The sequence below is a fragment of the Rhizobium sp. CECT 9324 genome, assembly GCF_918741265.1.
Classification (GTDB): domain Bacteria; phylum Pseudomonadota; class Alphaproteobacteria; order Rhizobiales; family Rhizobiaceae; genus Allorhizobium.
The window spans coordinates 823,500-836,260 of the sequence record NZ_CAKKMZ010000001.1 but is presented as its reverse complement, the minus strand read 5'-3'; the positions used below and the strand labels follow the sequence as shown (position 1 = coordinate 836,260).

General features: G+C 62.3%; 12 protein-coding genes. 9 read left to right on the top strand and 3 right to left on the bottom strand.

All coding sequences use genetic code 11. The features are described from left to right. Positions 1–22: 22 nt before the first annotated feature. The 9 genes from LQ231_RS03960 (at position 23) to guaA (ending at position 9,790) form a co-directional block, all read left to right on the top strand. Positions 23–1,324, top strand: a complete 1,302-nt coding sequence (locus LQ231_RS03960; RefSeq protein WP_230170373.1) for an RsmB/NOP family class I SAM-dependent RNA methyltransferase — start codon at positions 23–25, stop codon at positions 1,322–1,324. Positions 1,325–1,442: 118 nt separating this feature from the next. After that, on the top strand, positions 1,443–2,723 hold the full coding sequence (locus LQ231_RS03955) for an imelysin family protein (protein ID WP_230170372.1): 1,281 nt from the start codon (positions 1,443–1,445) through the stop codon (positions 2,721–2,723). Between the two features lie 47 nt (positions 2,724–2,770). Beyond that, complete coding sequence (locus LQ231_RS03950; RefSeq protein ID WP_230170371.1) at positions 2,771–4,321, top strand: di-heme oxidoredictase family protein; 1,551 nt, start codon at positions 2,771–2,773, stop codon at positions 4,319–4,321. Further along, positions 4,321–5,424 carry an imelysin family protein gene (locus LQ231_RS03945; protein ID WP_230170370.1) on the top strand — a complete coding sequence of 368 codons (1,104 nt, stop codon included), beginning with the start codon at positions 4,321–4,323 and terminating at the stop codon, positions 5,422–5,424. Before LQ231_RS03950 ends, LQ231_RS03945 begins: the two co-directional genes overlap by 1 nt. Before the next feature lies 1 nt (position 5,425). Next, positions 5,426–6,505, top strand: a complete 1,080-nt coding sequence (locus LQ231_RS03940) for a DUF1513 domain-containing protein (RefSeq protein ID WP_230170369.1) — start codon at positions 5,426–5,428, stop codon at positions 6,503–6,505. Between the two features lie 38 nt (positions 6,506–6,543). After that, positions 6,544–6,996, top strand: a complete 453-nt coding sequence (locus tag LQ231_RS03935) for a TspO/MBR family protein (protein WP_230170368.1) — start codon at positions 6,544–6,546, stop codon at positions 6,994–6,996. Positions 6,997–7,066: 70 nt separating this feature from the next. Beyond that, positions 7,067–7,516, top strand: a complete 450-nt coding sequence (locus LQ231_RS03930) for a PaaI family thioesterase (RefSeq protein ID WP_230170367.1) — start codon at positions 7,067–7,069, stop codon at positions 7,514–7,516. Continuing rightward, on the top strand, positions 7,513–8,151 hold the full coding sequence (locus LQ231_RS03925) for a 5'-methylthioadenosine/S-adenosylhomocysteine nucleosidase (protein WP_007605494.1): 639 nt from the start codon (positions 7,513–7,515) through the stop codon (positions 8,149–8,151). The genes LQ231_RS03930 and LQ231_RS03925 overlap by 4 nt, the downstream gene beginning before the upstream one ends. 76 nt (positions 8,152–8,227) lie before the next feature. Then, the gene (gene guaA / locus LQ231_RS03920) at positions 8,228–9,790 is read left to right on the top strand and encodes a glutamine-hydrolyzing GMP synthase (protein WP_230170366.1); all 1,563 of its coding nucleotides are present in this window, start codon (positions 8,228–8,230) and stop codon (positions 9,788–9,790) included. A gap of 217 nt (positions 9,791–10,007) precedes the next feature. On the opposite strand, the gene LQ231_RS03915 is transcribed toward guaA, so the two are convergent. From LQ231_RS03915 to LQ231_RS03905, 3 genes are all read right to left on the bottom strand, one after another. Then, positions 10,008–10,997, bottom strand: a complete 990-nt coding sequence (locus LQ231_RS03915; protein WP_230170365.1) for a zinc-binding dehydrogenase — start codon at positions 10,995–10,997, stop codon at positions 10,008–10,010. Positions 10,998–11,046: 49 nt separating this feature from the next. Continuing rightward, positions 11,047–11,613, bottom strand: coding sequence for a TetR/AcrR family transcriptional regulator (locus LQ231_RS03910; protein WP_230170364.1), 567 nt, complete (start codon positions 11,611–11,613; stop codon positions 11,047–11,049). Between the two features lie 187 nt (positions 11,614–11,800). Next, on the bottom strand, positions 11,801–12,745 hold the full coding sequence (locus LQ231_RS03905; protein WP_230170363.1) for a LysR family transcriptional regulator: 945 nt from the start codon (positions 12,743–12,745) through the stop codon (positions 11,801–11,803). Between the last annotated feature and the right edge of the window lie 16 nt (positions 12,746–12,761).

The following is a 12,761-nucleotide window of genomic DNA, read 5'->3' as shown; positions in this document are numbered from 1 at the left end:
CTTCTTTTAGAGGAGAATGAATATGCGCTTGGGCGGCCGTCTTGCCGGTGCGATCGAAGTTTTGAGCGATATCGAAACCCGTCGCCGTCCTGTTGCCGACGCCCTGAAGGATTGGGGTCTGTCGCATCGCTTTGCCGGTTCCGGTGACCGGGCTGCCATCGGCAACATTGTCTATGACGCCCTGCGCATGAAACTCTCCCATGCCTTCCTGATGGATGACGACAGCGCGCACGCGCTCGGCTGGGCCGTACTGCTGCGCCAATGGGGCTACACAGCCGAGCAATTGGCGTCCGAATTCGATGGCGACAATTTCGCACCCGCTCCATTGAGCGAAGCCCAGGCCCGGGCTTTTGCCAGCCGCAATCTCACCGACGCTCCGCCACATGTGCAGGGCGACATTCCCGATTGGGTCGAACCGGCGTTCGAAACAGCCTTCGGAGACGACTGGCTGACCGAAGCCCAGGCGCTGGCCACCCGCCCGACACTCGACCTTCGTGTCAATACCTTGAAGGCCCATCGCGACAAGGTGCTGAAGGCGCTGGATCGTGCCAATGCCGTCGCCTCACCGATCGCGCGCTTCGGCATGCGGGTGCCAGCCGGCGAAGGTCCGTCGCGACTTCCCAATGTGACGGCCGAACTCAGCTTCCAGAAGGGCTGGTTCGAAGTCCAGGATGAAGGATCGCAGATCGTCGCCGATCTGGTCGATGCGCGCGAAGGCGATCAGGTTCTCGACTTCTGCGCCGGCGGTGGCGGCAAGACGCTCGCCATGGCGGCCGCGATGAACAACAAGGGGCAGGTGCATGCCTATGATTCCGATCGTAAGCGCCTGGCACCGATCATCGAGCGACTGAAGCGTGCCGGCACGCATAATGTGCAGGTGCATGATGCGCTGAAAAGCCTGAGCACCCTGAAGGAAAAATTCGACCGCGTTCTGGTCGATGCGCCCTGCACCGGCACCGGTACCTGGCGTCGGCGGCCGGACACCAAGTGGCGCCTGACACAGCGCAATCTCGAGGAACGAGTCACACAGCAGCAGGATGCTCTGACCGAAGCCTCGGCCTATGTGAAGCCGGGTGGATCGCTGTTCTATGTGACCTGTTCCGTGCTGCCGGCCGAAAATGACGCCCAGGTTCGTGCATTCTGCGAGACCAACCCGCAATTCGAAATCGTTTCTGCGTTGGAAGACTGGAAGCGACTGTTCGGCGACAAGGCTCCGAAGCCGCCGCGCTCGGCCGATGGTCGCACCATCACGCTCAGCCCCGCCAGCATGGACACCGACGGCTTCTTCTTCTGCCGGATGCGCCGCAAGACGGATGCCGTTTGACGGGCGTCAATTTCAGTCGACCATTGTTATAGTCGACTGTTTGACACCAGTTTCGTTTTCGGCCAAGACATGGCGTCCGTTTTATCGAGAGGGCGCCTCGGCGTCGAAGGAGAACCCCATGATCCGGAAATCCATCATCGGCGCGTCTGTCGCGCTTCTGGTCGCTTCCGCCGCCATCTTTACCGGTCCGGCATTTGCCGCGCCGGCCCCGGCCGATGTGCTCAAGCACTATAGCGTGCTCGCCCATGCCAAATTCGAGGATGCCCTGACCACGGCCAAAGCCCTGGATGTCGCGATCGACGCGCTGATTGCAACGCCCAGCGACGAAACGCTCAAGGCTGCACGCGCCGCCTGGATCAAGGCCCGCGTGCCGTATCAGCAGACCGAAGTCTATCGTTTCGGCAACACGATCGTTGACGACTGGGAGGGCAAGGTCAACGCCTGGCCGCTCGATGAAGGCCTGATCGACTATGTCGATGCCGGCTACGGCACGGAAAGCGACGGCAATGCGCTCTACGTCGCCAATGTCATCGCCAACCCGAAGATCAAGATCAACGGCGCCGATGTCGATGCGAGCACCATCACTCCGGAACTGATTGCCGATACCCTGCATGAAGCCGGCGAAGTCGAGGCGAATGTCGCCAGCGGCTACCATGCCATCGAATTCCTGCTGTGGGGCCAGGATCTGAACGGCACCGGCCCGGGCGCCGGCAACCGATCCTACACCGATTTCGACACCAAGGCCTGCACCAACGGCAATTGCGATCGTCGCGCAGCCTATCTGAAGTCGGCTTCGACCTTGCTGGTCAATGACCTGCAGGACATGGTCACCGCATGGGCGCCGGACGGTGAAGCGACGAAGTCGGTGCTGGCCGACGAAAAGGCCGGCCTCTCAACGATCCTCACCGGCATGGGCTCGCTGTCCTATGGCGAACTGGCCGGCGAGCGCATGAAGCTCGGCGTTCTGTTGCATGACCCGGAAGAAGAGCATGATTGCTTCTCCGACAACACGCATGCCTCGCATCTGAACGACGCCATCGGCATCGCATCTGCCTATACCGGCGAATATACCCGCGTCGACGGCACAAAGCTAACCGGGCCGTCGCTGTCGGAACTGGTGGTTGCCAAGGATGCGGCGCTCGATGCCGAAATGAAGGGCAAACTCGACAAGACGCTGGCTGCCATGAACGCCATGGCCAAGCGCGCTGAAACCGTCGAAGCCTATGACCAGATGATCGGCGAAGGCAATGCCGAGGGCAATGCCACGGTACAGGCGGCCATCGACGGCCTGATCGACCAGACCCAGACCATCCAGCGCGTCATTGCGTCGCTGGATCTCGGCGCGATCGCGCTTGAAGGTTCCGACAGCCTGGATAATCCTAACGCCGTCTTCCAATAAGCAAAAAGGCGGGCCGCCCGATGAACATCCGGCGGCCCGATCCTCGCATGAACAAGTTTTTCCGCCTCGCGCGGGGCCATATTTCCGCCTGCACGGCAATCGTTTCCTTCGCGGTCGTGCTTGGCTTTGTGCTTTCCCCCTCCCGGGCCGATAACCAGCCGAACCGTCCCGATCTCACTGAAAAGGATCGGGCGCGGGTCGCGAAGGTGACTGCACCGACGACCAACTTCGAAGCGGCCGAAGCCTTCGAAGCGATGGCAGCGGGTGCCGCAACATCACGGCATTCGCCCAATGCCGATGCCTTTTCGCAGTTTTCCGAAAACATCACCTTTGCCGAAGAGCAGGATTTCAAGCTCGGCAATGCCCTCTTCCGCAAGCTCTGGGTGTCGTCGCCCTCCTCCACCCAGGCGTCCGACGGGCTCGGCCCGCTGTTCAATGCCCGCGCCTGCCAGAGCTGCCACCTGAAGGACGGGCGCGGCCATCCGCCCGAGGCCGACAGGGATGCGACCTCGATGTTCCTGCGACTGGCCCGCCCGGCCGCCACGCCCGAAGAGCAGGCGCGGCTCGATGCGCTTGATATCGTCAGCTTCCCCGACCCGGTCTATGGTGCGCAGCTACAGGATCAGGCCGTGCCCGGCCTTGCCGCGGAAGGCCGGATGGTCATTTCCTATGAGGAAAATACCGTAACGTTGGCAGGCGGGCAGACCGTCTCACTGCGCAAGCCTCATTACTCCGTCGCCGACCTTGCCTATGGTCCACTGGACCCGCACACGACGCTGTCGCCGCGCATCGCCAATCCGATGACAGGCCTCGGCCTGATCGAGGCTATCGCACCCGAAGATATCCGTTCACACGCCGATCCCGACGATAGCGACACGGACGGCATTTCCGGCCGCGCGGCACGGGCACGCGACCATCGCACCGGCGAGGTCGTGCTCGGCCGCTTCGGCTTGAAGGCGCAGAACGGCTCTGTGCGGGACCAGAGTGCCAGCGCCTTTGCCGGCGATATCGGTATTTCCACGCCGGACACGGCCAAGCATTGGGGCGATTGCACGGCGCTGCAAACCGCCTGCACGTCTCTGCCAACCGGCGTGCAGCCCCGGCTCGGCGACACGGAAGCGCCCGATCCGGTGCTCGCGCTGGTGACCTTCTACGCCGAAAACCTTGCCCCGCCGATCCGGCGCGATGTCTCAAGCCCTGACGTTCTGCGCGGCAAGCAGTTGTTTTATCAAAGCGGCTGCATTGCCTGCCACACGCCGAAATACGTGACGCGCCGCGATGCCGGCAACAAGGCCCAGGCCTTCCAGCTGATCTGGCCCTATTCCGATTTCCTGCTGCATGACATGGGCGATGGCCTTGCCGATGGTCAGCCGGTTGGCGATGCCAGCGGACAGGAGTGGCGCACGCCGCCGCTCTGGGGTATCGGTCTCACCCAGACCGTCAGCGGGCATACGTTCTTCCTGCATGACGGGCGGGCGCGAAACCTGACCGAAGCCATCCTCTGGCATGGCGGCGAAGCACAAAATGCCCGCGATGCCTTTGCAGCCCAGGCGCCGGACGACCGGAAGGCGCTGATCACATTCCTGGAGTCTCTCTGATGCGTTTTGCCCTGGCGAGCCTGATCCTTGCCCTGTCGATTTCCTCCGGTGCGATGGCACAGGAAAGCAATGCCGGCCCGGCCGTGCTGAATACCGCACTGGTGCCAAGCGTGATGACGCGGGCGGTCGATGATTTCATTCGCCCCGGCTATCACCGGTTCCATGCGACGGCAGGGAGGCTCAACGCGAACATGGAAGCACTGTGCGCCACGCCGTCGGCCGCCTCCGTCGACGCTGCCCACGGCGCTTTCAACGACACGATCGATGCCTGGTCACGGATCGAGATCGTTCGCGTCGGCCCGGTGATCGAGGACAACCGATTCGAGCGTGTGCTGTTCTTTCCCGACCGCAAGAGCACCGGTCTGAAACAGGTTCAGGCGGCGCTTGCCAAACCGGATGACAGCGTCACGCAGATGGCGACGCTGAAGGACAAGAGCGTCGCCATGCAGGGCCTGGGCGCGCTGGAATTTGTGCTGTTCGGAACGGGGCATGAGGTTCTGAGCAGTGATCAAGGCAACTATCGCTGCCGCTATGGCGCGGCAATTGCCGCCAATCTCGAACGGCTCGGCGGCGAACTTTCGGCGGCGTGGGATGCACCTGATGGCGTCCAGGCCGCCTGGGAAAAACCGGGAGCTGACAATCCGTTGTTCCGCGACGAAAAGGAAGCCGCCAACGCGCTGCTCGGTATCCTGGTGCATGCGGCAGAGACGATCCGCGACCAGCGCCTGGAGAGCTTCTACAAGGGCGACGCAAAAAAAGCCCTGCCGCGGCAGGCGATCTATTGGCGCTCGGGCAATAGCTTCCGCTCGATCGCCGGCAATCTCGAAGGCGTGCGTGACCTGATGAAGGCATCGGGCATGGTCGATCTGCTCGCCGAAGACAGCCGCTCCACCGTCAGTTCGATCGATTTTGTCGCCCGCTCGCTGCTGCGCGTGGTGAACGATATCCAGCCGGATGTCGAAGAGGCGCTTGCCGATCCGGCGGAAACGGCCAAGCTCGACTTCCTGTTGCTCAACAGCCGCGACCTGATCCTGCGCCTCAATAATGACTTGGGCGGCGGCATCGGCCTTGCCGCCGGCTTCTCGTTTTCCGACGGAGACTGAGATGATCGGCAGCGCCCTGATCGACCGGCGATCCTTCATCCGGGCAGCGGGGCTCGCCTTTGTGGCCGGCCTTGCGCCGCGCTCCGCCTTTGCGCTGTCGCGGGCTGATGCCGTCTATGCCTCCGGCCTGAAGCGCGCTGACGGCCGCTTTGCCATCGGACTTGTCAGCGAAACTGGCGAACTGATCGACGAAATCGCCCTGCCCGGTCGCGTGCATGGCCTCTGCCACAGCAAGGCAACGGGTCTCTCCGTCGCCTTTGCCCGCCGTCCCGGCACATTTGCCGTCGTCTTCGACAGCCAAAGCCAGATCGAACCCCGGATCATCCACGCACCGGACGAGCGGCACTATTTTGGCCACGGCGCCTTTTCGCCGGACGGCCGGCTGTTTTATGCCAGCGAAAACGACTTTGCCGCCAATCGGGGCATGATCGGGATCTACGATACGCGGTCAGAGTTTGCCCGCATCGGGGAGATCCCCGCGCATGGCATCGGCACGCATGACATGACGGTGACCGACGACGGATCGATGCTGGTGATCGCCAATGGCGGTATCGAAACCCATCCGGATTTCGGCCGCACCAAGCTCAATCTCGATCACATGGAACCGTCGCTGGTGCTGGCGGATGCAAGGACCGGCACCCTGATCGAGAAGCATACACTGCCGGCCGAACTCTCTCGATTGTCGACCCGTCATCTCGATATCGCAGCCGATGGCAGGATCTGGTTTGCCTGCCAGTATGAGGGACCGCGCACCGACCGGCCGCCGCTGGTCGGCCATTTTGGCAAGGGCGAAGGCCTATCGCTCATCCATCTGCCGGAGGATACGACCGACCGGCTCGGCAATTATGTCGGGGCGATTGCGGTCAACCGGAGTGAGGGCCTTGTCGGCATTGCCTCGCCGAAAAACGGCCTATGGGCTGTGCTCGATGGAAGCGACGGACGCCTGCTGTCGGAAACGATCCTGACCGACGCTGCCGGCATTGCCGCATCTCCCGCAAGCTTTGCCGTTTCCTCCTATCGCGGTGATTTCCTCGGCACGCAGAGCCCGGTCGCCTTCGACCAGCACATTACCCGCCTCTGACTCCTTGAGTTCCGGCGCCACTGTTCTAAGTTGAGATCATGCGCATCATCTTGACCTATGGCCTTTTCATCTTCGTCGTCGTCGGTGCCGGGCTTCTCTCCGGCCTCACCAATATGCCCGGCGAGTGGTATCAGACGCTCGAAAAGCCATTCTTCAATCCGCCGCCCTGGATCTTCGGGCCGGTCTGGACCCTGCTCTATGTGCTGATCGCTATTGCCGGCGCGCGGATCTGGCTAAAGGCACCGCGGTCGGCTGCCATGCAGCTGTGGTTCGCCCAGATCGCGCTCAACATGCTGTGGTCGCCATCGTTCTTCGGTCTGGAAAAGCCGGGCCTGGCGCTGGTGGTGATCGTGATGCTTTTGGCGACGACCGTCGTCTTCATGCGCAAGGCAGAGCCGATCGACAGGCCATCGATGCTGCTTTTCATCCCCTATCTCGCCTGGGTGAGCTTCGCGACGCTTCTCAACGCCAGCATTTTCCTGCTGAACTGAATTTGCCGCGGCGGCGCTTGCCTGTGTCAACCGCGCATGGCAATTTCGCCGCTGCGAAGGGGCAGGCAGCATGACAGACATTGACAGCGATACGGTAGACGCACGGATCCGGGCCAGTTTCGCCCGGCAGGGCGCGATGGAAACGCTCGGGGCCGAGCTGACACGCATCAGCCAGGCCGTGGTGGAGATCGAGCTGGCCTTCGATCCGAAACTGACCCAGCAGCATGGCTTCCTGCATGCCGGCGTGATTTCCGCCGCCCTCGACACGGCCTGCAGCTACGCAGCCTACACCGTGATCGAGCCCGATGCCTCGCTCCTGACCATCGAATTCAAGGTCAACCTGATGTCGCCTGGGCGCGGCGACCGGTTTCTGTTTCGCGGCGAGATCACCAAGCCCGGCTCCAATATCATCGTTGCCGATGGGCGCGGTTATGCGCTGACCGACGGCCCTGCCAAACTGATCGCCTCGATGACCAGCACGATGATGGTCATCCGCGGTCGCGAGGGTATTTCCGGATGAGATACGAACAAAGATCGATTTCCGGAAAATCGGTGCTCTTTGTCATGGCGGCCGACGCCGAGTATGGCGTCTTCCTGCGCACCCGGATCACGCCGCTGATGACCGGCGTCGGACCTGTCGAGGCGGCCGTCGTGCTGACCCGCGAACTGACCCGCCTCGAGCACGCAGCAGACCTGCCCGATCTCGTCGTATCGCTCGGTTCCGCCGGTTCGGCAAAGCTGACGCAGGCCGAAGTCTATCAGGTGTCCGCCGTCTCCTACCGCGACATGGATGCCTCGGCCTTTGGCTTCGAGAAGGGCAAGACACCCTTTCTCGACCTGCCTGTCTCCGTCGACCTGCCGCTGCGCATCCCCGGCATCCCGGCCGCCAGCCTGTCGACCGGCGCCAATGTCGTCTCGGGTGCCGCCTATCAGGCGATCGACGCCGACATGGTCGACATGGAGAGTTTTGCCGTGATGCGCGCCTGCCATGCCTTCAACCTGCCGCTGATCGGCCTGCGCGGCATTTCCGACGGCCGCAACGACGTCAATCACATCGATGATTGGACGCAGTATCTGCATCTGATCGACAAGAAGCTGGCGCTGGCCGTCGATGGCCTGCAGTCGGCGCTGGAAGACGGCGTCTTCTGGTTCTGATAACCCTTATCAAAAATTCAGGCGCAGCCGGCATTCTGCGGTTGAAAGACCGGCCACTTTTCTTTAAAGGCTCGGCATGACCCAGACAGCACATCCCGACAGCGTTCTCATCATCGATTTCGGCAGCCAGGTGACGCAGCTGATAGCGCGACGCGTTCGCGAATCCGGCGTCTACTGCGAAATCGTCCCTTTCCAGACTTCGGAAGAAGGCTTCAAGCGGCTGAAGCCGAAAGCGGTCATCCTGTCGGGAAGCCCCGCTTCGACGCTGGACGAGGGCAGCCCTCGCACCCCGGATGTGATCTTCGACAGCGGCGTTCCGGTCTTCGGCATCTGCTACGGCCAGCAAACGATTTGCGCCCAGCTCGGCGGCAAGGTCGAAGGTGGCCATCACCGTGAATTCGGTCGCGCCTTCCTGGAAATCGAAAAGGATTGCGGTCTGTTCGAAGGCCTCTGGTCCGTCGGCTCGCGTCACCAGGTGTGGATGTCACATGGCGACCGCGTCACCGCGATCCCGCCGGGCTTCGAAGTCGTCGCGACCTCGCCCAATGCACCCTTTGCCTTCATCGCCAACGAGGCGAAGAAATATTACGCCGTGCAGTTCCACCCGGAAGTGGTGCACACGCCGGATGGCGCCAAGCTGATCCAGAACTTCGTGCACAATGTTGCCGGCCTCAAGGGCGACTGGACGATGCACGCCTACCGCGCCAAGGCGGTGCAGGCGATCCGCGACCAGGTCGGGACCAAGCGTGTCATCTGCGCGCTGTCGGGCGGCGTGGACTCTTCGGTTGCAGCGCTTCTGATCCATGAAGCGGTCGGCGACCAGTTGACCTGCATCCTGGTCGACCACGGCCTGATGCGCAAGAACGAGGCAGCCGACGTCGTTGCCATGTTCAAGGAACACTACAACCTGCACCTGATCCATGTGGATGCCGTCGATCGTTTCGTCGGCGAGCTGGAAGGTGTCAGCGACCCGGAAACCAAGCGCAAGATCATCGGCCGCCTGTTCATCGAGACCTTCGAGGATGAAGCGAAGAAGCTGGGCGGCGCCGATTTCCTCGGCCAGGGCACGCTCTATCCGGACGTGATCGAAAGCGTGTCGTTCACCGGCGGCCCGTCGGTGACGATCAAGAGCCACCACAATGTCGGCGGCCTTCCCGATCGCATGAACATGCAGCTCGTCGAACCCTTGCGCGAACTGTTCAAGGACGAGGTGCGCGTGCTTGGCCGCGAACTCGGCCTGCCGGATAGTTTCATCGGCCGTCACCCGTTCCCGGGTCCCGGCCTCGCCATCCGCTGCCCGGGTGGCATCACCCGCGAAAAGCTCGACATCCTGCGCGAGGCGGACGCCATCTATCTCGACGAAATCCGCAAGGCCGGTCTCTACGACGCGATCTGGCAGGCCTTTGCCGTGCTGCTGCCGGTGCAGACCGTCGGCGTCATGGGCGACGGCCGCACCTACGAATTCGTCTGCGCGCTGCGCGCCGTGACCTCCGTCGACGGCATGACCGCCGACTTCTACCACTACGACATGGAATTCCTCGGCCGCGCCGCGACCCGCATCATCAATGAAGTCCGCGGCATCAACCGCGTGGTGTATGACGTGACGTCGAAGCCGCCTGGGACGATCGAGTGGGAGTGACGGGGCGTCGTTTCGGATACAGCCGGACACTCCTTCGCAGATTTGGCGGAATATATGTTTCGATCGGCGATGACGGTTCGGAATAGATCCGAACACACATCAATCGCTTTCAATGCCAACTGATTGCTAGCCTTGTGCGAACGGCCCTGGCTTTGCGTCAAGGCCGTTTGCACAATTGCCAAAAGCAATCACCGCAAGCAATGTATGCCGCGGTTAATTACATTTGCGGTGTCAGGACGATCCGGCCGTTCAGATCGCGGCTCTCCATCCGTTCGTGAGCGGTCACGGCCTCGCTGAAGGGGAGTAGATCGACCGGAATGTCGCACAGTCCTGAGGCTACCGCCTTCAAGGCTGCCTCGAGACCTGGCCGGGTAGCTTGTGGGTGCGACGGCAGAAAGGCTCCCGCATTGAATCCGGCCACGGTCATGCTGCCTAGCCAGAGGTCGTTCGTCTTGACAGCATGGGTCCAGTCACCGCTGGCATTGCCGGCGACGATCAGACGGCTGCCCGGCTTCATCAGTGCGAAGCTCTGGCGGCGCACGGCACCGCCGACAGGATCGATGATGACATCGAACTTTTCACCCTCGAGCGCACCGGGCAATTCGGCGGAATCGACGATCCGATCGTAGGGCAGTTTCGTGTTTGCCGCTGCTTCCAGCCTGCCTGAACGGACCGTGCCAACGACACGTGACGCGCCGAGCTGCCTTGCGATACAAGCGAATGCGGAGGAGAAGCCGCCAAGGGCGCCTTGCACCAGCACGCTCTCTCCCTCGACGAGCTTGGCAACCAGAGTAAGCGCGACATGGGCCATCGCGGCGTTGGGTATCATCGCGACAGCGAGAGCAGGATCGACATGGGAGCCCTCGATCGACACAACGCCCTGCACGGGCGCGATATACACGGAGGCATACCCGCCGGTGCCAGCGCCGGCCGACATAGAGACGACCTTCTCGCCGATCGCAAAGCCGGTCACCCCATCGCCGAGCGCTCGCACCGTCCCGGCCACTTCCAGGCCGGGAACGAATGGCGGCTGCGCCATGCCGGGCACATCCTTGAACTGCCCCTGGCGAAACAGGAGGTCGACGTGACCAACCGCCGCGTGCGTGACGTCGATCGCGATCTGGCCCGGTCCCGGGCTCGGATCGGGCAGATCGACGATCGTCAGGACGCTCGGACTGCCGAACTGGGTGGCTTGGATAGCTTTCATGGAACAGCTCCTTTTATGACTGAGTAGACACTCATTATATGGTGAAAAATTAGCGCAATGCCTGCCAAAGGGCCTCGAATCCAGCGTCGCGGACACCTTCCGCATGGCCGGGGTCGTGGATGATGAAATCGATCGTTGCGCCTGCCATCGTTTCGACAAGCGCTCCGACATAGGCCAGAGGTGCATCCCGCAACGCGCCGGCCGATCGTGCGCGGTGTACGATTGCGACGGCCGGGCCTGCGACGACTGCCACCGCCTTGCGGCTGGCTTCGGTGATCTGGTCTGACACCCCGAGTTGGGCTAAGGCTCGCCGCTTCGACGGATTGGAAACGCCCCAGTCCGTCCAACGCGCCCACAGATGATGCAATTGCCCGCGAACATCGCCGTCGCCAGGCATCGCTTCCAGGATGGCTTCAGAGAGGTCCGTCTTCAACTCGACATAGAGTTCATTGAGCAAAGCGGATTTCGTTCCGAAGTAGGTGAACACCGATCCGTGCGGCACCTGAGCGACCTTGGCGATTTCGGCCGTCGCCGCACCAAGACCGTGTTCGGCAACCAACGTCATCGCCGCCGTCAGGATCGCATCACGTTTTTCTTCGCTTTTAGGTCGCGCCATTTGCCATCATCCTCGCTCAAAAGATGACTGATCACTCACGCATCGTCAAGAGTGGTGATCATCTTTCGCGGATTGCTCATTCCGGCGACGCGATTCTGCGTTTCGAAAGGATGGGGGCCCGTTCGCTGGGGCACCATCTTCGGCCTGGCGCGCCTTCCCCATTGTGATGCGGTCGCGTGTGGGTTGGTTAGGGGGTTGTCGAAGTGCCTTGCCCTGCACCGGCAATGTCATGCGAAATGGCTTGGAGCCGCTGCTGCAGCCGTGACGTGACAAAATCGAGGAAGGCGCGCAATTTCAACGGCTGCTGCTGATGCGCGGCGTGGACGAGGTGGACCGGCATCGGCGGGGGGGCGTGATCCACCAATATCGGCAAGAGCGACCCCGCCCTGACGCTTGCCGCTGCCTGATATGAAAGCACGCGGGCGATGCCAACACCCGAGACTGCACCGCTCACGACGCCATCCGCGGTGTTGACCGAGAAGCGAGGATTGATCGTCACTTGCTGCTGGGTATTCCCGTCCGTGAACGGCCATTCCCGGTAGCGCTGCAGTCCTTCAAACGCGATGCAGTCGTGGTGGGCCAGAGCATCGGGCGTCTCCGGCTTGCCTCGCCGTTCAAGATAATCCGGGCTTGCGCAGACGACCCATCGGATCTCGCCGACCTTGCGCGCCACCAGCGAGCTGTCCGGCAGGCGGCCGATCCTGACCGCGACATCGACGTGCGTTTCGATGAGATCGATGGTGCTGTCGGACAGCACAAGCCGCACTGTCACCTCAGGATAGGCGCCGAGAAAATCGTGGACGATCGGCGCGACATGGAGTGCGCCGAATGCGATCGGCGCGGTCACCAGCAATTCGCCGCGCGGCGCACGATATTCACCCGAGGCGGCGCGCTCCGCCTCCGACAGTTCCTCAAGTACCCTTCGCGCCGATGCGACATAGGCCGTGCCAGCTTCCGTAAGCAGGAGCTTCCGGCTTGTACGGACGACGAGCTGCGATCCGAGAAACGTTTCGAGGTCGGAAACGCGTCGGCTGACGGTGGGAAGGGGAACGTTGAGAGATCGGGACGCTGCGGACAGGCTCCCCCCATCGACGGCCGCGACCAGCGTGCGCATTGCCTCGAACCTGTCCATCGTCCCCTCTCGTTTT

Coding starts and splice junctions, on each gene's coding strand:
- LQ231_RS03960 (WP_230170373.1), top strand. CDS start 23: ATGCGCTTGGGCGGCCGTCTTGCCGGTGCGATCGAAGTTTTGAGCGAT.
- LQ231_RS03955 (WP_230170372.1), top strand. CDS start 1,443: ATGATCCGGAAATCCATCATCGGCGCGTCTGTCGCGCTTCTGGTCGCT.
- LQ231_RS03950 (WP_230170371.1), top strand. CDS start 2,771: ATGAACAAGTTTTTCCGCCTCGCGCGGGGCCATATTTCCGCCTGCACG.
- LQ231_RS03945 (WP_230170370.1), top strand. CDS start 4,321: ATGCGTTTTGCCCTGGCGAGCCTGATCCTTGCCCTGTCGATTTCCTCC.
- LQ231_RS03940 (WP_230170369.1), top strand. CDS start 5,426: ATGATCGGCAGCGCCCTGATCGACCGGCGATCCTTCATCCGGGCAGCG.
- LQ231_RS03935 (WP_230170368.1), top strand. CDS start 6,544: ATGCGCATCATCTTGACCTATGGCCTTTTCATCTTCGTCGTCGTCGGT.
- LQ231_RS03930 (WP_230170367.1), top strand. CDS start 7,067: ATGACAGACATTGACAGCGATACGGTAGACGCACGGATCCGGGCCAGT.
- LQ231_RS03925 (WP_007605494.1), top strand. CDS start 7,513: ATGAGATACGAACAAAGATCGATTTCCGGAAAATCGGTGCTCTTTGTC.
- guaA (WP_230170366.1), top strand. CDS start 8,228: ATGACCCAGACAGCACATCCCGACAGCGTTCTCATCATCGATTTCGGC.
- LQ231_RS03915 (WP_230170365.1), bottom strand. CDS start 10,997: ATGAAAGCTATCCAAGCCACCCAGTTCGGCAGTCCGAGCGTCCTGACG.
- LQ231_RS03910 (WP_230170364.1), bottom strand. CDS start 11,613: ATGGCGCGACCTAAAAGCGAAGAAAAACGTGATGCGATCCTGACGGCG.
- LQ231_RS03905 (WP_230170363.1), bottom strand. CDS start 12,745: ATGGACAGGTTCGAGGCAATGCGCACGCTGGTCGCGGCCGTCGATGGG.